This window comes from Nonomuraea turcica (genome assembly GCF_030718205.1).
Classification (GTDB): domain Bacteria; phylum Actinomycetota; class Actinomycetes; order Streptosporangiales; family Streptosporangiaceae; genus Nonomuraea.
The window spans coordinates 133472-152508 of sequence record NZ_JAUZQF010000009.1; the positions used below are offsets into that span (position 1 = coordinate 133472).

The following is a 19037-nucleotide window of genomic DNA, read 5'->3' on the forward strand; positions in this document are numbered from 1 at the left end:
TGGCTTCCAAGCGGCCATCCGGGCGAAGGAACGCGGCTGGCGCTCTGACCTGCGATGGCCCTCCACGCTGTGTCAGACATATAGTAAGAAGTCATCTAATGACTTAATATCCTGGCGTGATCACCAGATCTCGCAGCAGCCGGGCGTTATCCCGGTTACTCACTGCAGCCCTGTCGCTGATCGTCATGATGGGGCTGCTCCAAGCGCCCCCCACGGCCGCCTCCGCCACCGCTACCTCAGCCTCCGCCACCGTTCTCACGCCGCCCCTCGACCTGGCCGAGATGTGGGGCCGGTACGGCAACGCCGGCGGCCATTGGACCGGCGGCGACGCCACCGTCTCCATCCCGCTCCCCGACGGCCGCATCGCCTGGATCTTCTCCGACTCCTTCCTCGGCGCCGTCAACCCCGACTACTCCCGTCCCCAGGACGCCCCGTTCCTGCGCAACTCGATGGTCATCCAGAACGGTTCCAACCTCGGCCCAACGCTGCACGGGGGCACCGCCGCCGCGCCGACCTCGCTGATCGACACCGACCTGTCTTCCGACGACTTCTACTGGGTGGGCGACGGCACGGTCGAGGGCAACACCCTCAAGGTCATCTACGGCCGCTACCTCAGCACCAACGACGGCACTCCGCTCGGGTTCAAACGCCAGGGCACCGCGCTGGCCACCTTCAGCCTGCCCGACCTACGGGTGATCTCGGTCCGGCAGATGCCCGTCAGCGACTCCATGACCTGGGGCTCGGCGCTGATGGAGGACGGCGGCTACAGCTACATCTACGGCAGCGAGTACGCCGATGGCGCCAAGTTCGTCCACCTGGCCAGGGCCAAGGCCGGCGACCTCGGCGGCCCGTGGGAGTTCTGGACCGGCAGCGGCTGGTCAGACAAGGAAAGCGACTCCGCGCGCTTGATCAGCGGCGTCGGCGAGGGCATGTCGGTCAGCAAGGTCGGCAACCAGTACGCGATGATCACGCAGGAGAACAACGACCTGTTCAGCGGCTGGATCGTGGCGTACGTGTCCAACGCGCCGACCGGGCCGTTCAGTGGGCCGACGTACCTGTACGAGGCGCCGGAGCCGGAGATCAGCAACCGGCGGCAGTTCGTCTACGTCGGCCGCCACCATCCGGAGTTGTCCGACCCCGGCAAGCTGCTCCTGACCTACGACGTCAACGCCTGGGACCCCGAGGATCTGTACCGGGACGTGCGTATCTACCGGCCGCGCTTCGTGGAGGTCCAGTGGCCGCCGGCCGTACCCGACCCGTCGAAACTGCCGGGCGCGCCGACGAACCTGAGCGTGCGGATGGCCGGTGACGGCACCGCCCACCTCACCTGGACGGCGCCGCCGGGCTCCGGCCTCAACTACTGGGTGTACAAGAAGGACCTGACGGCCGGGCAGACGCACTTCACGAGGACCGGCAACCCCGTCACAGAAACCCGCTACGGCGACCCGTTCCTCAAGGAGGGCCACACCTACGCCTTCCACGTCAGGGCGATCACCACCGCAGGGCACGAAGGACCGCCGTCCAACACGGTCAACACCGAGAGCCGCAAGACCGCCCCGCCCGCGCCGAGCGGCCTGGTCGCGACCGCCGGTGTGGCCGGTGACGTGAAACTGACCTGGAACGCCTCCGACCCCGGCGTCACCTACCGCGTCTACCAGCGGGACGTGACCGTGGGCGAGACGGTGTTCACCGAGAGCGCGACGGAGGACCCACTCCTCGAGAGCGCGACCCTGCGGGACCTGATCGCCACGCATGTCTACGAGTTCAAGGTCACCGCGGTCAACGACATCGGCGAGAGCCCGCCGTCCAACCTGGCGCGGGCGACCGCGGTGTTCACCCCGCCCGGTGCGCCGGGCAACCTGGCCGCGACCGCCCAATCCGACGGGTCGATCAAGCTCACCTGGACCGCGGTCGCGGGCGCCGATCGGTACTGGGTACGGCTGCGCGACGTGACCTCGGGCGCCACCGACTTCACCAAGATCGAGCTGCCCGTCCACGGCACGACCACCACGCTCACGCACTTGCTGAGCGGCAACGCCTACGAGTTCAAGGTCACCGCGGGCAACGACGGCGGCGAGGGCCCGGCCAGCAACGTGGCCAGCGCCACCGCCAAGGTCGCGCTGCCGGACGCGCCCACCGGGCTCGTGGCCACGCCGCAGGCGGACGGCTCGGTCAAGCTGACGTGGACGGCGGCGGCGCGGGCCAAGACCTACTGGATCTACCGCCGCGACGTCACCTTCGGGCACACCGAGTTCTCCCGCTATCACCTGCCCGCCTCGGGCACCAGCGCGGTCATCGCCGACCTGTTCAACGGCAACACCTACGAGTTCAAGGTGACCGGCGTCGGCGACGGCGGCGAGGGTCCGGCGAGCGCGGTCGTCAGCGCCGTCTCACGGGTCACGCCGCCGCAGGCCCCCACCGGTCTGCGCGCCGAGCCGGGCGACGGCACGGTACGGCTGAGCTGGACCGCACCCGTGGGCGCCAGCATGTACTGGGTCTACCAGCGCGACGTCACCGCGGGGGAGAGCACGTTCACCCGGCTCGCCTACCCCGCCGGGCAGCCTTCGGCCGACCTGCAGGGGCTGGTCAACGGCCACACCTACGAGTACAAGATCACCGGGATCAACGACGCGGGCGAGGGACCGGCCAGCGGCGTCGTCAGCGTCGTGCCCAAGCCGCCCGCTCCGCCCAAGGTCACCGGCGTGAGCGCGCAGCCCCAGCAGGACGGCACGGTCAAGCTGACCTGGACCCCGATCGACGGCTCCTTCTACTGGCTGTCGTACCGGGACACGACCGCCGGCCAGACGTCCTACACGCGGCTGGAGTACCCGGCCACGACGAACAGCGCGCAGATCGGGCCGTTCACCGGGGGCCATGCCTACGACTTCCTGGTCACGGCCACCAACCCGGGCGGCGACGGGCCGCCGTCCGACCCGGTCCGCGTCACCATCCTGGGCAGCGCGACGCTCGGCAAGGTGTCGATGCCCAAACCGGCGGCCAAGGCATCGGTGAAAGCGGCCGCCGCCCTTCCGCGGCCGCCCACGAACCTTCGGGTCACCCAGCGCACCCGGGACTTCGTCGCCCTGGAGTGGGATGCCAGCCCTGACCACGGCAGCGTCTACTACTGGGTTCAGTTCCGGTCGGTGGGCCGCTCGGAGTGGTACAACCTGACCTACCCGACGCTCAACGTCACCTACCACGTCGGCAAGCCGCTGTGGCCGGGCTTCCAGTACGAGTTCCGCGTCGTGGCCGAGAACCAGACGGGCGCCTCCAGCCCGACGAACACGGTCCGCTCGGCGCTCGGCGGGTCGCCGCCGCCCCGGCCCACCGGCCTCACAGTGGGCAGCACCGCGAACGGCGTGGACCTGCTCTGGACGCAGACCGCCGAGGAGGACTTCTACTGGGTGGAGTTCAAGCCGAGCGGGACCGGCACGTGGTACCGGCTCGCCTGGCCGGCCACCTGGCACGAGGCCAGCATCGGCGCGCCGCTGTGGCGCGGCTACTCCTACGACTTCCGGGTGATCGCGGTCAACCGCGACGGCGAGAGCCCGCCGAGCTCCTCCGTCTCCGCGGTGCCGGACTACCCGAAGCCCCAGCCACCCAGCGCCCTCTATCACACCGACGGGCCCGGGTGGTCACGGATCTCCTGGAACGACAGCGGCTCCGACGTCATGTACTGGCTGTACTACCGGCCGGCGGGCGGCGGATCCTGGACCCGGGCCCGCTACCCCCTCGCCCAGTCGGAGATCACCCTGAAGTACCTGCCGATCGGCAGGTACGACGTCAGGGTGACCGCCGTCAACATGAGAGGCGAAAGCGCCGCCAGCCCCACGATCACGATCCGCCTGAAGCCGTCGAAAGCCCACATGCTGGCGATGCTCACGGAGATCTCGACCGCCGGGTGGAATCGCTGGCTGGGGCTCGACGGCGGTGACGCCTACTACATCGACGGCTACGACTGGGACCACAGCACCGACCTGTGCTCGGGCAGCCCGGACCGGCCGGTCCTCGGGCTCGCCCCGTTCGAACGGGTCGACTGGCGCAAGCAGTGCGCGCGTCATGACTTCGGCTACCGCAACTACAAGGCCATGGGCGCCTTCGACTACAACCGGAAACTGCGCATCGACCGGATGTTCTACCGGGACATGCTGGTCGCCTGTGACGCGCAGATCGTGCACCACGGCGTCAAGTGCATCGGGCTGGCCCACGTGTACTACGCGGCCGTCCTGAAGCTCGGCACGTGACGCTGAGCCGGTCCCGGTGCCTGCCGGGACCGGCTCACCGATGCGAGACCACGCTCACCACATGCCCCGCCGGCCCGAGCCGCCGCAGGCCTCACCCCCTGGGTTCCCTGGCTCGCGCCGGCGTGGTGCCGGGCGGCAACCAGGCGCCGGTGCTCATTCCCAAGACGCGACCGGCACGGAATGTGGCCTGGTCGGCAGGTGGAAGCTGCTCGGAGGTAAGACCGTTCGCTACTTGGCGTGGTTAACAGTGACACGCACAGTAAGTATGACATTCAGTCAGAGGAGTTGTTGCCGATGCACATCCCCCTCCAACTGCCGGCTCCGAACGAGCGGACATCCCAAACGATCCGCCGCTATCGCGACGAGATCGGCCCCGTCCTGCGGGTCGAACTGCCGGGCAAGGTGCCCGTCTGGTTGGTGACCTCGTACGACATGATCAACGAGGTCCTCGCGAACGACGGCATCCTCTACAGCAAGGACCCCAGGAACTTCGCGGCCTTGCACGATGGCAGCATCCCTCCCGACTGGCCGCTGCGCCAGATCATCGAAGGCAAACATCTCCTGACCAAGGACGGTGCGGACCACCATCGGCTGAGAGGTCTCATCAACCACGCCTTCACGCCCGGCCGCGTGCAGGGGCTGACCTCACGCATCCAGAAGATGACGGACGCGTTGCTCGACCGGATGGCCGCCGAAGGTGGAGTGGTCGACCTCGTGTCCTCCTTCAACGCCCCGCTGCCCCTCACGGTGATCTGCGAACTGTTCGGCGTTCCCGAGGACGAGCGGCCCCAGATCCGCGAGTGGGGCAACGTGCTGGTGTCGCACATCGCCACTCCGGAGGAGTCCCTCGCCGCGAACAACGGGGTGCTCGGCTACCTGGCCGCCTTCATCGAGCGCAAGCGCCATGAACCCGGCGACGACCTCACCACCGGGCTCATCCGCGCACAAGAGGACGACGGCGACCGCCTGTCCGAGGACGAGATGTTGTGGATCATGTGGCATATGCTGATCGCCGGTCACGAGACCACCGTGCACCTGATCGGCAACGCCGTCATCGCCCTGTGCTCGGACCCGAAGCAGCTCGCGCAGGCGCGTACGGAGATCGCCTGGGAGCAGGTGGTCGAGGAGACGCTGCGCAGCCGCACCTCGGTGGTGGGCATCATGTTGCGCTACCCGCGGCATGATGTGCAGCTCGCCGGGGTGACGATCCCGGCCGGGGAGGCCATCATGGTCGGCCTCGCCGGAGCGGGCACGGATCCGGCCAGGTTCGGCCGGGAAGCCGAGCGGTTCGACGTCACACGGGAGCCGGAGATGCATCTGGCGCTCGGCCGCGGTCCGCACTTCTGCCTCGGTGCGCCGCTGGCCAGGCTGGAAACACGCATCGCGCTGGCCTCGTTGTTCGGCAGGTTCCCCGAGTTGCGCCTGGCGGTCGGGGCGGACGAGATCGTCTACAACTCGTCGATCATCACCGAGGGACCGGTCAGGCTGCCGGTGGTTCTCGGTCCCGCGAGGGGCGTGCCCGGCGCGACCTCGTGCAGCTCGGCGTCGGCCCACGATTTCACGTAGGCAGGCGAAGTGACGCCACGGGCGGCAGCGAAGAAGACTGCTCGGGACAGTTCGTCCTCAGGCAGGTTCGCCAAGCCCCCCGCAGCACGGAACCCTCTCTGTCGTGCGTCGAGATGGACAGGCACACGCGGTCCGCGGAGCCTGCACGCGACAAGGCCCGCCGCGCACTGCGACGCCTGTCCAGATCGCGCGAGCCCGTCAGCTTCACCGCCGTCGCGAAGGCCGCCGGCGTGAGCACCGATTTCCTCCATCGCCACGCTGAACTGCGCGCGCAGATCGAACGACAACGAGCCAAGTTCCGCAGCTCACCGCGCCATGCGGCCACGGATGACGAGCCCGGCTCCTCGTCCTTATCCGCCGTGCGGGTTCTCACGCGCAAGCTCGAAGTGGAGCGGCGCGCTCGACGGAACGAGGTGGCGGAGTTGCGCAGAGCGTTGGAAGTGGCCCAAGGCGAAAACCTTGAGCTGCGGCGACGCCTCGACCGATACGAGCGGGTGATCACCGCCCGTTGGAGTGCGCATGTCCGGCATGGGATCTACACCGATCTCGCGCACACCCCGGCTACATCCGCCACGGCCGTCCATGAGAACTACTTAGATCGTCCGGTTCCAGTGCCGGAACGCCCTCGCGGTGAGGTGGCGATGGCTGGCCAAAGTACGGCCACGACGCTTTCGGGAAGCTCCTCCTTCGGCTCGCCGGAGTAGAACGCGGCGAAGTAACTGCCGAAGCACATCATCGCGATCGTGCGGGTATCGATGTCGGCGTTGACCGCGTGGCGTTCCTGCAGTTGCTTCAGCACCTCCTCCACCAGGGCGACGCGAGGCTCGACACCGCGCTCGCGCAGAATCTCAAGCAACTCCGGGGTACGGGGCGCCTCGCCGGCGAAGTTGCCCATCAGCACCATGGCGTCGGGATTGAAGTACGCGGGGTCGAGTCGGCGGACGGCTTCGACGAGCGCGTCTCGAGGATCCAACTCGGAAAGGTCGACGGTGTATGTCTCGCGCTGCTTGCGAAACCCATAATCGAGCGCGTCCATCACCAGGTCGAACTTGTTCTTCCAGCGGCGATAGAGCGTGGGTCGGGTCACCTTGGCGTCGGCGACGATGTCACCGATGGTCATCCTCGAGTAGCCGTCGCGTACGAGCCGCTCGCGGGTGGCCCGGATGATGGCTTCGTCGATGGCCGTGTCGCGAGGCCGGCCTCCCTGATGCGTACGTTCGGTCTCGCCTGTCGTGCCATTGCCGCCACGTTGTCCGCCCTGCGGTTGTCGTCCTCGGACCATGGCTCACCTCGCGGATGACGGTTTGGGCCCATGCCGTACGAGATACGTTACAGATCGTAACCGTAACACAAGCACGGCTACCGGAGGGATGGGGAATACTTACGTTACAGTCATTTGTTGTAACGCAAGTCGAGCGGAGGGAGCCTCGGCCGTCCACAAGACGTTGCCTCGCGGGTTCGGCTTCACCGCCGACGCCACAGTGAGCCGCACATCAAGACCAAGAACTCCCGACACCTGAAGGGAAAGCAGCCATGAGTGCTACAGACAGACTTGCTCAGCTCGAGGCGATCAGGACCCAGATCTCCCAGATCACGGTGAGCGACCTCAGCCTGCGTGTTCCCGTACCGCCGGGCGACGACGAGATCACCCAGCTCGCCACCACCACGAACCAGACCCTCAGCCAGCTCGACGGTGCGGTGGAGCAGCTACGCCGGTTCGCCTCCACGACCAGCCACGAGCTTCGCACCCCTATCGCCGGGCTGCGCGCGCAACTGGAGGAGGCGTTGCTCTACCCCGACGACGTCGACGCCCGACAAACGCTCCAGACGGCGCTGACCACCGCCGGCCGGCTGGAGGCGATCGTCAATGACCTGCTGCTGCTGGCCCGACTCCCGGCCGCCGACCCGCGTCCCCCGGAGAAGATCGACCTCGGAGAGCTCGTCACCGCCGAGGTGAGCGAGCAGTCCTCGGCCGCGCCGATCTCCGTGCCGATCACCCTCCACGCACCCGCCGGACTGAAGATCAGCGGCTCGCGCATGCAGCTGATCCGCGTGCTGGGCAACCTCCTGGCCAACGCGCAGCGGCACGCCGAATCCTCTGTCGAGGTCACTGTCGAGCCGGCCGACGACGGGGTCGCGGTCGCGGTGACCGACGACGGGCCCGGCATCCCGCCCGCGCACCGCGAACGCGTCTTCGAACGCTTCGTCCGCCTCGACGACGGCCGCCGCCGCGATCCCGGCGGAAGCGGGCTCGGCCTGGCCATCTCCCGCGACATCGCGCACGCCCACCACGGCACCCTCACGGTCGAGGACTCGCCACGTGGAGCGAGGTTCGTGCTGGGGCTGCCGCTCATCAGCGGATATCCCACAACACCAGCGAAACGAACGGTACGGGCATGATGCCCGGTGAGCCAGCACGGAGAAGCTGAGGGTCAGGCCGTCCGTGATGACGGGCAGCTTGAATTCCACTGGACCGGTGGGCCGCTTCCGCAAGACCACATCGTGACGGAAACCGGTCGGCAGGGCGGTAATCACCAGGTCGGCGCCTGGCAGACCGGCGGCGCCCTCGTAGACAGCCTTGTTGCCCTCGATCCGCGGCGTTGGCAGCGCGGTGGGCCAACTCAAAGCGAAGGACTTGCCGTCCTCGCGGGTCAGCTTCGCCCACAGCCCAAGTACGGCTGGAAGGGGCAGCCGGTGGATATCGAGCAACGCGACCTGCGGAAACGCCGAAGATCGCATTATCGCGCCGGACTTATCCCACCATGTTCGAGCCGGAACCCTAGCGCACCCCGCCGCGACCAGGGGGCTGTCCCCTTCACCGTTACTTGGTCTGCGCCCCATTTAGGTAGCAGACCGGTCCCAGCAACACCCAAGGACGATCAGATCAGGTCGGCAAGCGGCCAACGCCAGGAGAAATGCCCCAAAAGTGGCCCATTTCGGGGAAGCCTCCGCCCGCATCCCCGGTTGGGGGACCTTTGAAACTTAAATGAATGCACATAAGCCGGTCCACATCCCGACCGGCACACCAATGAACTGGGAGATGTCATGTCCATCCAGCACTACCTGCCCATCGCGCTCCGCACGATCGGCTCGGACAGCGATTTGCCGCGCCGGCGAGGCCCCAGCTCCAGGCGCCGCCGCCGCAGCCGAACTCGACGCTGAACGGTTGTCCCTCGGCACCCTCGCCAGCATGTGGGCGAGGATGCCGAAGCATTTTCCCCAGCGGGCCCAGGCCCCCGCTGAGCATGGACGATGCACTTGACCACGTGGACTCCGTGGCACGCGCGAGGGCCGGCTGGCCTGTGGCCTGGTGACCGTCCAGGCTCCCGCTGCGGCCACCGCGGCACGCTAGCGGTTGGCGGCAGGGGGAAGAGCTGTTCGGCGTGCTCCTCCTCCTGGCGCACCTGCTCGGCGTCGATCTCCATCCACAGCTGCCGCTCGAGATAGTCGCCGCAGTCAGAGGTGTGGAGCTGGTGGACGGCTACCCCGTCTTCCACCCACATCATGACAACCATGTCACCAGTCCTGGGCGGCATAGTCTTGCAGGTCCGGCAGAGACGGTCCAGCTCCCTGTTCCTCGGACTTCGCAGGTTGAGGTCAGGACTTCCGCGTCGGTGGGACGTCCGGCGGCGGGGTCCGGTTGGGGTAAGACGTAGGCCCACAGCCCAAGTACGGCTGGAAGGGGCAGCCGGTGGATATCGAGCAACGCGACCTGCGAAAACGCCGAAGATCGCATTATCGCGCCGGACTTATCCCACCATGTTCGAGCCGGAACCCTCGCGCGCACCCCGCCGCGACCAGGGGGCTGTCCCCTTCACCGTTACTTGGTCTGCGCCCCTAGAAGTTCCGGGCCGTTTCGGCCCGAAGCAAGAGGGCTTACCTGCACTAACGCAACGCGTGCACCTGGTAGCAGCAGTCTTACCGACCCGTCTGCCACAGGTCCAGCACGCGGCCCGCGCGGTGGTGGGTCGGTTGGTCACCATACGGGCTGCCCGTGGGCACGTCCCGGACCAGCCGCACGGACACGGCCCGGCCGCGTGGTCGTCGCCGACCGCGTAGCGGTGATCGGCGGTGGCCTCGACACCGATGGTGAAGCATGACCTGATGCTCAGTGTTGGTTGATGTTTCGAATCCTACACTGGGCGATATAAACGACGTATTAGGGGAGGATTCCATGGAAATGCACCGCATCGGAAACATAGTACGTAGTGTGGGGATTTCGACCGTTCGGTATGGACTTGCGATCAACCTTCTGGAGATTGGGCGAATAAAATTTGAAGACTACGAGGTAGAGAATATTCGTCCCCTCGTAACCTCAAGCCCCCCACTCTCGTGGCTTATCGCCAGATTGGGGGAGAAGAAGGTCGCTAGGTTGATCGGCGTCACTGAAATCGTTCTGGGCGCGCTGATCGGAGCAAAACCGATTGCGCCGAGGGCGTCAGCCCTCGGCAGCCTCGCCGCCGTCGGCGTGTTCGCCACCACCCTCAGCTTCCTGGCTACGACGCCCGAGGCGTGGCAAGAGACCCGCGGGGAACCGAAGCTGTCCCTCGCGGGGCAGTTCCTGGTGAAGGACGTCGTGCTCCTCGGAGCCTCCTTGCTGACGGCCGCGGACGCCCTGCAAGCCGCCGGTGGCGCGGACCGTAGGACGGACCCAGCCGTGAGGGATGTGCCGGTCATGCCGCCCGGCGTCCTCACGCCCCAGAATTCTCGGAGCGGCTTCGAACACGGTGACCTGTGAACCGAACCCGCGGTCGATTGAGGCGAACTCGATGCCCTGGTATCCGCTGCCCACGATCGTAAGCCGTCCGGGCAGGGTCGTGCCGCTGGGCCGGTCGGTCGGAAACAAGGCGTCGGGATTGACGACATCGCCAGGATCCAGTGCGGACAGTTCGACCAGTTCTTGATGCCAATGGCAGCCGGGAGCACTGATGAGCAGCACACCCATCGCCGACCTCGCGTTGGTGTCCGATCGCCATTCCGCCGGCCTGATCAGCCGGGACGGGTCGGCCGAGTGGCTGTGCTTCCCTCGGTTCGACCGGCCGTCCGTCTTCGCCAGCCTGCTGGACGACGAGGCCGGGCACTGGGCGATCCGCCCGGCCGTCCCGTATGAGACGACGCGCCGCTACCTACCGCAGACGATGGTGCTGGAGACCACCTTCCGCACCGGGAGCGGCACGGTCGTTCTCACCGACGCCCTGCTCACCGGCCCGGACGACGGCGGCCACCGGCTTGGCGTCGGTGTGCCGCACCTGCTCGCCCGACGGGTGTCCGGCGTCGGCGGCGAGGTGCCGATGGAGATGGAGTACCGGCCCCGGCCGGAGTACGGCCTGATCTACCCGATCCTGTCCGTCGTCGACGGCGGCGTGACCGCCCGCGGCGGTGCCGAGTGGCTCGTGCTGACCACGCCGGTCCCCCTCGGCATCGGCGACTGCAGCGGATACGGCGTGTTCACGGTGCGAGAGGGCGAGACACGGCACTTCGGGATGCACCACTCGACGCTGCAGGAGACTCCCTCGCGGGTGTGGGACCAGGCGGAACTGGCGGCCCGGCTGGACGACACGATCGTCGCCTGGCAGTCGTGGTCCAGCCTCCACCAGGCCTACGACGGCCCGTGGCGCGACCTGGTGCACCACAGCGGGCGGGTGCTGCAGGCACTGTCCTTCCAGCCCAGCGGCGCGATCGTCGCGGCCGCCACGACGTCGCTGCCCGAATGGGCCGGCGGCGAGCGCAACTGGGACTACCGGTACACGTGGGTACGGGACGCGTCACTGACCATGGGCGCCCTGTGGGTCGCGGCCTGCCCCGACGAGGCGGGCGACTTCTTCGCCTTCCTCACCACCGCCGCCCCATCCCTGGGCAAGGACCGCGCGCTGCAGATCATGTTCAGCGTCCGCGGCGAGCACGACCTGAGCGAGCGCACTCTGCCGCACCTGCGCGGCTGGCGCGGCAGCCGACCGGTACGCGTCGGAAACGACGCGTGGAACCAGCGGCAGATCGACGTGTACGGCGAGCTACTCGATGCGGCCATGCGCCTCGAACACCAGATCGGCGACATCGACGACGACGTCCGGCGCTTCCTCGTCGCCTGCGCCGACACCGCGGCCGAGCGCTGGATGGAAAAGGACCAGGGCATCTGGGAGATACGCGGGGAGCCGCGGCACTTCCTGTACTCCAAGCTCATGTGCTGGGTGGCGCTGGACCGCGGCATCGCCCTCGCCGGCCTCCTACGGGCGCAGGAGCGTGTCGAGTCCTGGCGGCGGACCCGCGCCGAGATCCGCGAAACCCTGCTGCGCGAGGGCTGGAACGATCGGGTGGGGGCGTTCACGCAGGCCTTCGGCTCCGACGAGCTGGACGCCAGCGCCCTCATGGTGCCGATCGTCGGCTTCCTTCCCGCGGGTGACCCGCGAGTGCTTTCCACGATCGACGCCGTCACGGACCGGCTCACCGACGACCAGGGCCTGGTCTACCGCTACCGCACCGCGGACGGCATCGACGGCCTCGCTGGCGAGGAGGGCACCTTCCTGCTGTGCTCGTTCTGGCTGGCGCAGGCGCTCGCCATGTCCGGGCAGGTCGGCCGGGCCAGGGAGGCATTCGAGCGAGCCGCCGCGTACACCAACGACGTGGGCCTGCTGTCGGAGGAGGCCGACCCCAGGAGCGGCGAGCTGCTCGGCAACTTCCCGCAGGCGTTCAGCCACATCGGGCTCATCAACGCCGCCTGGGCCATCGACGAGGCCGAACGGACCGCGCGGGCCGGCGGGGCGGCCGGCGCGGGCCGGGGAAACGGCAATGGTCGGATGGCGTGAGGTCACCGCCGAGTTCGCCGGCACGGCGCTCCTGCTACTGCTCGTCGTCAGCGCGACCGTCGCAGGCTTCGCACCCGGCTCGCCGCTCGTCGATACGGTGCCGAACGAGGACCTGCGGAGGCTCCTGACGGGCGTCCTGACCTCTACTGCGGCGGCGGGGATTATCTACTCGCCACTTGGCCGGATCAGCGGCGGCCATCTGAACCCCTCGGTCACGACCGCGTTCTGGGTGCTGGGCAAGATGACGTCCGGTTCGGCGCTGAAGTACGCCGCAGCGCAGGTGGCGGGCGCGAGCACCGGCGCGCTGGCGGCGCTTCTGGTGTGGGACGGTGCGGCGGCCAGCGTGCGGGTCGGCGCGACTGTACCCGGGCTCGGCGGCGCGGCCACCGCGCTGGTCGCCGAGGCCGTGATGACGTTCCTGCTCCTCACGCTGATCCTCACCTTCGTCGACAGCCCGCGCCTGATGCCGTACACCGCGGCCGCCGCGTCATCGCTCGTGGCCGTACTGGTGTTCACCGAGGCGCCGGTGTCTGGCACCAGCCTGAACCCCGCCCGCAGCATCGGCCCCGCGCTGGTCGGCGGCACCTGGACGGGACTGTGGGTATACCTCGTGGCACCGACACTCGGCGCGCTCACCGCGGCGCTGCTGCACCGGCGCCTGTGGGGGACCGTGGCCTGCGCGAAGCTCATGCACGACCAGGCCTACCCATGCCGCTTCCTGAACTGCGCCTACACCTCACCCGAGGACCGCATCCAGCGGCCCGTCCGCACCCGCTCCGCAGCTCTGTCGCCCATCGGTTTCGGCCGGTGGCGACCGGGCGCCCGTCACCATCGCTCACGGAGGGAGCACCGAAGATGAAGGCGATCGCCGTATATCCCCGGAAGGAATCGGCGGCCTGGCCACCCACCTGGCGGCACTGCGCATCACCGACGGTGATATATCACCTGTTAGCCGTCACGCCTCATAGGCCAGTAGCGTCCGATCATGACTTCTGTCCTCCCCGAGCCCCGCAGCCTGGTCCTTCTGGGATCGACTGGATCCATCGGCACCCAGGCGATCGATGTGATCGAGCGCAACCGCGCCCGCTTGCATCAAGGCGATCTCGGCCCGGGGGCGGCAACCTGGAGACGCTCGCCCGGCAGGCTCTGGACCTGCAGGTGGACTACGTCGGGATCGCGACTGATCGCGCGACGGCGTTCGAGGAGGCGTTCCGGACGCAGGCCAGGCTTCAGGGGGTGACGAGTGTCCGTCTGCCGGAGGTGGTGTGCGGTCCACGAGCTTCCGCCGAACTCGTCGCGTTCCCCTGTGACGCGGCGGCGAGGAAGTGCCCGGCGGCTATCAGCAGCGGGTATCGCCGCAGCACACGCTGGAAACCGATCGGTTTTCATTTCGCAGGAATGGGGTTAACCTCGCAGTATGACCACCGAAGTGAGGCTAAGTCCCCGAGAGCGACTGCTGGAGGCGGCGGCCACGCTCACCTACCGAAACGGTGTCGGCATCGGCATCGAGGCGCTGTGCAAGGCGGCGGGGGTGTCCAAGCGCTCCATGTACCAGCTGTTCGAGAGCAAGGACGAACTGCTGGCAGCGAGCCTGGAGGAGCGCTCGTCTGCCTTCGTGAAGAAGCTCCTGCCTGAGGCGGACGATGGCCGTTCACCCCGCGAGCGGATCCTGCACGTCTTCGAGCAGGTGGAGGTGCAGGCGGGTGCGCCCGAGTTCCGAGGCTGCCAGTACCTCGCTGTGCAGATCGAGCTCAAGGACCAGAGCCACCCTGCGAGCCAGGTGGCGCACCGGGTCAAGGGGAACCTGATGGCCTTTTTCCGTGCCGAGGCCGAGCACGGTGGGGCGAGCGACCCGGACCTGCTGGCCCGCCAGCTCAGCGTGGTCTTCGACGGCGCCAGCGCCCGTGCTGGGATCGGAGCCGACACCCTGACAGGGCTCATCGCGCCCACCGTGGTCACCCTTCTCGATGCGGCAGGCGTGCACTGACGCATCACCTTTCCGGGTCGGGCAGCAGGGCCAGAGCCCGGAGGTCGCGCGATGTATCAATGAAGCGCACTGCTGAAGAGGCGGCGGCCACCCGTGCCCGGGTGTTGGAGGCCGCCATCCTGGTGTTCGCCGGCACGGGCGGGAAGAGGCCACCTACGAGGCCATCGGCGCCCGCGCGAGGGTCACGCGCGGCGCCGTCCACCACCACTTCCGGGACAAGACCCGACTGCTGGAGGAGGCGATCTCCGCCGGGTGGCGCCGCCACGCCGCACCTGCCCTGAGCGAACTGAACTGCGAGGACCGGCCTCCCGCCGCCTGAACGGCGAAGGCGCAGGCCGAATCCCCGGGCTTCAGTACGGACGGGGTTGCGGCCGGCAGACGTCCTGTCCGCCGTGATGGCCTTCCTGCGCGGCGTCACCGCCACCGCCGCCACCGCCCCTCAGGACCTGCCCGCGCCTGAAGCCTCCGAGAGCATCGCCCGTGCCATCGTGGCGTGGGTGGATGCGTCTGGCCCCGGCGACGCTCGCACCCTGACCCCTCTGCTGGCGGGGCAACGTGAACGAAGGGTGACGCGCCTGGATCTGTTTCCTGTTTGAGCTTGCACCGGGGAAACCGGTCGGTTTACAGTGAGGGAAACCGATCGGTTTTCTCACTGAGCTAGGGAGTCCAGGATGGCGACAAATCGGCCGGTAGCACTCGTGACGGGTGCGTCATCCGGCATCGGAAAAGCGGCCGCGCTCGCGCTGGTCGAAGCGGGCTTCGACGTGGTCGGCACAAGCCGTGACACCTCGCGCGTCACCCCGCTCGACGGTGTGACCTTCCTCGACCTCGACGTGGCCAGTGACAAGTCGGTCACCGCCGCGGTCCAGCAGATGTTCGAGCGGTTCGGGCGGATTGACGTGCTGGTCAACAACGCCGGCATGGGCGCGATCGGTGCCGTTGAGGAAAGCTCCGTCGCGCAGGCCCAGGACCTCTTCAACGTCAACGTCTTCGGGGTGATGCGGATGACGAAGGCCGTCCTGCCCCGAATGCGCGCTCAAGGACGCGGGCGCATCATCAACCTCTCCTCCGTGGTCGGCTTCCTCCCCTCGCCTTACATGGCCGCCTACGCCGCCTCCAAGCATGCGATCGAGGGATACTCCGAGTCCCTGGACCACGAGGTCCGCGAGTACGGCGTCCGGGCGCTTCTCGTCGAGCCCGCCTACACCACCACCGGATTCGAGGCCAACAGCCCGCGGCCCGACACGCCCCTGCAGGTCTACGCGGACCAACGGCGCGCCTTCGACCGCATGATGGAGACAGCGATCAAGGACGGCGACGACCCCACCGTCGTCGCCAAGGTGATCGTCGAGGCAGCGACCGACCCGAAGCCGAAGCTGCGCTACACCGCCGGATCCCTGGCCGGACGCGCAAGCACACTGCGTCGCATCGCTCCTGCCCGGGTTTTCGACAAGCAGATCCGCAAGCTCAACCAGCTGGCCGGTTGACTCCTGCCCGCCACAGGGAGCCGGCGATATGCCCAGCCAAGAGGCGCGTCCCACGATCCATATTCCGGGGACCACCAGCCACACCATCGCCCCGCGCGGAAGGCGCCACAGCCATGAGGGAACGCTGCGTTACCTCAAGGCGGGCACGGGTGCCCCCCTGGTCCTGCTGCACACCGTGCGAACGCAGGCCGAGCACTTCCGCTTCCTCATCCCCTTGATCTCCGACCAGTACACCGTGTACGTCCTCGATCTCCCGGGGATGGGCTACTCCGAGATCGTGCCTGGTGCGTCGTACCAGGAGCCCGCGATGCGCGCGGGCGTCGAACGGCTCCTCGCCGAACTCGACCTCTCTGACGTGACATTGGTCGGGGAGTCCATGGGTGCGGTGCTCGCCCTGACCACCGCGGCCGATCTGCCGGAGCGGGTACGGCGCGTCGTTGCGGTGAATACCTACGATTACCGCGGCGGAATCGCCCGGTCCGGTCTCCTCGCCCGTGTGGTGGTCGGCGGTGTTCTCACTCCGGGGGTGGGCCCGGTGGTCGCCGGGGTGGAGCCCAAGGCCATCCTCCGCAGGATCCTGCGGGGCGGGCTGGTGGACAAGACCGCTTTGCGGGCGGACTACGTGGACGAGCTCCTCCAGGTGGGCAGCCGGCCCGGCTATCCGACTGTTGCCCGGGCCGTATACCAGAGCCTGCCCAGCCTCATCGCGGCCCGCGCGCGCTACACCGCGGTCAAGGCCCCCATTCATCTCGTTTACGGGGAGAAGGACTGGTCCCGGTGGTCGGACCGGGAGGCCAACAAGGAGCTGCTGCCTGCCGCCGATTTCACGCAGGTGCCGGGAGCGGGCCACTTCATTGCTCTGGAACGGCCCGACATGCTGGCCGACCTGTTGAACGCGGTGGCGTGACCGGCCCGAGACCGGAGTGATCACCCGGCCCGGCGGTACGGGACCGTGGCCGGTGCTGCTGAGCCGGCTGCCGTACGGCAAGCAGTCGCCCATGGTGGCCATGGTGCTCGACCCCGCGGCGGCGGCCAGGCGCGGCTTCATGGTCGTCCTACAGGACACCCGTGGCCGCTTCGCCTCTGAGGGGGAGTGGGGCCCTCGAGTAGGAAACCTCCGGTGAACCGGGGTTACTGTCACATTTGTTGACGCCAGTGGGTTGACCAGGTCAGTCTTGCTGGATGGCGGAGTTCGAGGGTGTCGCGTTCATCCGGTCGGATGTTGAGCGGTTCTGTGCCGAGCTGGTTGGGTTGGCTCCGGCGATCAGGTTGCGGCGGCTCGCGGAGTTGCGGGTGATGCTGGACAGCGTGGTCGCGGCGGCGTCGAGGGCAGCGATGGCGGACGCGCGGGGGGAAGGCTGGGGGTTGCGTCGGATCGGTCAGCATGCGGGGATGTCGCACGAGCAGGTACGGCGGTTGTTGGTAGATGTTCCGTCGGATAGCACGGCTCAGGGGGCTTTGGATCAAGACCCATGAGCGCCGGTGCTCTCGCCGACTTCGTGCTCGCCCGGCTGCTCGAAGAAGAGCAGACCGCGGACCTGTTCCACGAGCCGACTTGCCAACACAACGGCTGGTGCCCCTAGCCCGCCCCCCGCCAGATCCTTGATCATGACGTCATGACGGCATGCCGTAATGACGGCCAGCATTGTTGATGACTGCCGCAAGCAGCTCACCCAACCCGATGGCTGGCCTATCACCGCCATTTACGCTGACAGGCCCTCAGCGCGATCGCACGAGCGGTGCTTCGCGCGTGTGTCTCCGACCAGCGAGACGATCGACCCGAAGCCGGAGGCGGGAGGGGAACCCAGTTCTCGTTGCTGATGCCCGTGGACGCCAGGTGGAGGTCGTCGGCCTCCTCGCTCAGGGCCTTACCAACGCCGAGATCGCTGACTGGCTCGTGCTGTCGGTCCGCACGGTGGACACCCACGTCTTAGCCGATGCCAGCCAGGCCGGGGCGCCAGCGGCCCGTAGTGTTAGCTGTGATCGTTTCGCCCGGCGTGGGGTGGAGGCGCGGCGAGGCTCCCAGCGCTGGCGACCTTCGCGTGCAATTGCTCGCCTTCAGCCCCCGAACGGCGATCACCCCACCTCTCCACTCTCAACCGTGAACCCGCCTCATGCCGACCGAGAGCCCGGCTGGAACACGGGGGGACGTTTCTCCTGGAGCGCGGCGATGCCTTCCTGCACCTCCGACCCGGCGAACCCGAGGAATTCGAGCGCCAAAGCAGCGTCGAAATGCGGGGTGGCAGTTCGCAACCAGGAATTGAGCGCCTGTTTGGTCCAGCGCAACGCGGTGGGAGCACCGCCCGCGAGCCGGATGGCGACGTCGGTGGCCTTGTCGAGCACCTCGCTATCGTCGACCGCGAGTGAGACCAGGCCGATGCGCTCCGCTTCCGCGCCGTCCAGCGGGTCACACGTGAGCAGGTAGTACTTGGCCTTGGCCAGTCCGCACAGCAGCGGCCAGACGAGGGCCGCGTGGTCACCGGCGGCGACGCCCAGTTTTGTGTGGCCGTCGATCAGCCGGGCGTCCTTGGCGACCACAGAGACGTCAGCGAGCAGGGCCACGACGAGTCCCGCTCCAACCGCCGCCCCGCGTACCGCCGACACCACTGGTTTGGTGAACTCGATGAGGTTGGTCACGAGTTCGCGAGCTTCGCGGAGCCCGGCGGTCCGGGCCTGCGGGTCGTCGGCCAGGCTGCGGACCCAGTCGAGGTCCCCGCCCGCGCTGAATGTGCGGCCCGCCCCGGTCACCAGGACGGCGCGCACCCGTGGGTCGGCCTCGGCGTCGCGCCAGACTCGGGTGATCTCCCCGTGGCCAACCGCATCCAGAGCGTTGGCGCGGCGGGGGTTGTTGATGGTGATCCGCAGGACACCTTCCGAGACCCAGCTCAGGTCCAGCCGCTGGTATTCCGGATACCCGTCCATGATCCTCCTTGCATAGTATCGATCGATC

15 protein-coding genes and 3 pseudogenes are annotated in these 19037 nt (G+C 68.0%); 15 read left to right on the top strand and 3 right to left on the bottom strand.

The window, feature by feature from the left end; all coding sequences use genetic code 11:
- The first annotated feature begins 116 nt into the window (after positions 1-116).
- Together Q9G87_RS23855 and Q9G87_RS23860 are read left to right on the top strand one after the other, a co-directional pair.
- Entirely contained in the window at positions 117-4244 is a 4128-nt protein-coding gene (locus tag Q9G87_RS23855) for a phospholipase A2 (protein WP_305918666.1), read from the top strand.
- A 294-nt stretch (positions 4245-4538) separates the two neighbouring features.
- Positions 4539-5810 (top strand): cytochrome P450 family protein, encoded by a 1272-nt coding sequence (locus Q9G87_RS23860; RefSeq protein ID WP_305918667.1) that lies wholly within the window; start codon positions 4539-4541, stop codon positions 5808-5810.
- 589 nt (positions 5811-6399) lie between these two features.
- On the opposite strand, the gene Q9G87_RS23865 is transcribed toward Q9G87_RS23860, so the two are convergent.
- Positions 6400-7092 (bottom strand): TetR/AcrR family transcriptional regulator, encoded by a 693-nt coding sequence (locus Q9G87_RS23865; protein WP_305918668.1) that lies wholly within the window; start codon positions 7090-7092, stop codon positions 6400-6402.
- Between the two features lie 251 nt (positions 7093-7343).
- Between Q9G87_RS23865 and Q9G87_RS23870 the strand changes: the two genes are divergently transcribed.
- Together Q9G87_RS23870 and Q9G87_RS23875 are read left to right on the top strand one after the other, a co-directional pair.
- Positions 7344-8210: a sensor histidine kinase gene (locus Q9G87_RS23870; protein ID WP_305918669.1), complete on the top strand. Its 867-nt coding sequence runs from the start codon at positions 7344-7346 to the stop codon at positions 8208-8210.
- 1774 nt (positions 8211-9984) lie between these two features.
- On the top strand, positions 9985-10548 hold the full coding sequence (locus tag Q9G87_RS23875) for a YkgB family protein (protein WP_305918670.1): 564 nt from the start codon (positions 9985-9987) through the stop codon (positions 10546-10548).
- Between the two features lie 3 nt (positions 10549-10551).
- Here Q9G87_RS23875 and Q9G87_RS60735 read toward each other — a convergent pair.
- Positions 10552-10755, bottom strand: a pseudogene (locus tag Q9G87_RS60735) (hypothetical protein); the annotation flags it as partial.
- Here Q9G87_RS60735 and Q9G87_RS23880 point away from each other — a divergent pair.
- From Q9G87_RS23880 to Q9G87_RS23920, 11 genes and pseudogenes are all read left to right on the top strand, one after another.
- On the top strand, positions 10739-12613 hold the full coding sequence (locus Q9G87_RS23880) for a glycoside hydrolase family 15 protein (RefSeq protein ID WP_305918671.1): 1875 nt from the start codon (positions 10739-10741) through the stop codon (positions 12611-12613). The pseudogene Q9G87_RS60735 and the gene Q9G87_RS23880 sit on opposite strands and share 17 nt — an antisense overlap.
- Positions 12597-13472 carry an MIP/aquaporin family protein gene (locus tag Q9G87_RS23885; protein WP_305918672.1) on the top strand — a complete coding sequence of 292 codons (876 nt, stop codon included), beginning with the start codon at positions 12597-12599 and terminating at the stop codon, positions 13470-13472. Before Q9G87_RS23880 ends, Q9G87_RS23885 begins: the two co-directional genes overlap by 17 nt.
- Positions 13473-13598: 126 nt before the next feature.
- Complete coding sequence (locus Q9G87_RS60740) at positions 13599-13853, top strand: hypothetical protein (RefSeq protein WP_371825811.1); 255 nt, start codon at positions 13599-13601, stop codon at positions 13851-13853.
- Positions 13854-14030: 177 nt separating this feature from the next.
- Positions 14031-14600 (top strand): TetR/AcrR family transcriptional regulator, encoded by a 570-nt coding sequence (locus Q9G87_RS23890; protein WP_305918673.1) that lies wholly within the window; start codon positions 14031-14033, stop codon positions 14598-14600.
- A gap of 142 nt (positions 14601-14742) precedes the next feature.
- A pseudogene (locus Q9G87_RS60745) lies at positions 14743-14919 on the top strand (TetR family transcriptional regulator); the annotation flags it as partial.
- A gap of 73 nt (positions 14920-14992) precedes the next feature.
- Positions 14993-15196 (top strand): hypothetical protein, encoded by a 204-nt coding sequence (locus Q9G87_RS23895; RefSeq protein WP_305918674.1) that lies wholly within the window; start codon positions 14993-14995, stop codon positions 15194-15196.
- A 75-nt stretch (positions 15197-15271) separates the two neighbouring features.
- The gene (locus tag Q9G87_RS23900) at positions 15272-16087 is read left to right on the top strand and encodes an oxidoreductase (RefSeq protein ID WP_305918675.1); all 816 of its coding nucleotides are present in this window, start codon (positions 15272-15274) and stop codon (positions 16085-16087) included.
- Between the two features lie 28 nt (positions 16088-16115).
- Complete coding sequence (locus Q9G87_RS23905) at positions 16116-16994, top strand: alpha/beta fold hydrolase (RefSeq protein WP_305918676.1); 879 nt, start codon at positions 16116-16118, stop codon at positions 16992-16994.
- A 16-nt stretch (positions 16995-17010) separates the two neighbouring features.
- The gene (locus Q9G87_RS23910; protein WP_305918677.1) at positions 17011-17211 is read left to right on the top strand and encodes a CocE/NonD family hydrolase; all 201 of its coding nucleotides are present in this window, start codon (positions 17011-17013) and stop codon (positions 17209-17211) included.
- Positions 17212-17269: 58 nt separating this feature from the next.
- Positions 17270-17563 carry a hypothetical protein gene (locus tag Q9G87_RS23915; protein ID WP_305918678.1) on the top strand — a complete coding sequence of 98 codons (294 nt, stop codon included), beginning with the start codon at positions 17270-17272 and terminating at the stop codon, positions 17561-17563.
- A gap of 205 nt (positions 17564-17768) precedes the next feature.
- A pseudogene (locus Q9G87_RS23920) lies at positions 17769-18005 on the top strand (LuxR C-terminal-related transcriptional regulator); the annotation flags it as partial.
- Between the two features lie 194 nt (positions 18006-18199).
- Here Q9G87_RS23920 and Q9G87_RS23925 read toward each other — a convergent pair.
- Positions 18200-19009, bottom strand: coding sequence for an enoyl-CoA hydratase/isomerase family protein (locus Q9G87_RS23925; protein WP_305918679.1), 810 nt, complete (start codon positions 19007-19009; stop codon positions 18200-18202).
- Positions 19010-19037: the final 28 nt, after the last annotated feature.

What these genes read in the sequence shown, in the direction of transcription:
- Q9G87_RS23860 (WP_305918667.1), top strand. Translation starts at nt 4,539, where the DNA reads ATGCACATCCCCCTCCAACTGCCGGCTCCGAACGAGCGGACATCCCAA.
- Q9G87_RS23865 (WP_305918668.1), bottom strand. Translation starts at nt 7,092, where the DNA reads ATGGTCCGAGGACGACAACCGCAGGGCGGACAACGTGGCGGCAATGGC.
- Q9G87_RS23870 (WP_305918669.1), top strand. Translation starts at nt 7,344, where the DNA reads ATGAGTGCTACAGACAGACTTGCTCAGCTCGAGGCGATCAGGACCCAG.
- Q9G87_RS23875 (WP_305918670.1), top strand. Translation starts at nt 9,985, where the DNA reads ATGGAAATGCACCGCATCGGAAACATAGTACGTAGTGTGGGGATTTCG.
- Q9G87_RS23880 (WP_305918671.1), top strand. Translation starts at nt 10,739, where the DNA reads ATGAGCAGCACACCCATCGCCGACCTCGCGTTGGTGTCCGATCGCCAT.
- Q9G87_RS23885 (WP_305918672.1), top strand. Translation starts at nt 12,597, where the DNA reads ATGGTCGGATGGCGTGAGGTCACCGCCGAGTTCGCCGGCACGGCGCTC.
- Q9G87_RS60740 (WP_371825811.1), top strand. Translation starts at nt 13,599, where the DNA reads ATGACTTCTGTCCTCCCCGAGCCCCGCAGCCTGGTCCTTCTGGGATCG.
- Q9G87_RS23890 (WP_305918673.1), top strand. Translation starts at nt 14,031, where the DNA reads ATGACCACCGAAGTGAGGCTAAGTCCCCGAGAGCGACTGCTGGAGGCG.
- Q9G87_RS23900 (WP_305918675.1), top strand. Translation starts at nt 15,272, where the DNA reads ATGGCGACAAATCGGCCGGTAGCACTCGTGACGGGTGCGTCATCCGGC.
- Q9G87_RS23905 (WP_305918676.1), top strand. Translation starts at nt 16,116, where the DNA reads ATGCCCAGCCAAGAGGCGCGTCCCACGATCCATATTCCGGGGACCACC.
- Q9G87_RS23915 (WP_305918678.1), top strand. Translation starts at nt 17,270, where the DNA reads ATGGCGGAGTTCGAGGGTGTCGCGTTCATCCGGTCGGATGTTGAGCGG.
- Q9G87_RS23925 (WP_305918679.1), bottom strand. Translation starts at nt 19,009, where the DNA reads ATGGACGGGTATCCGGAATACCAGCGGCTGGACCTGAGCTGGGTCTCG.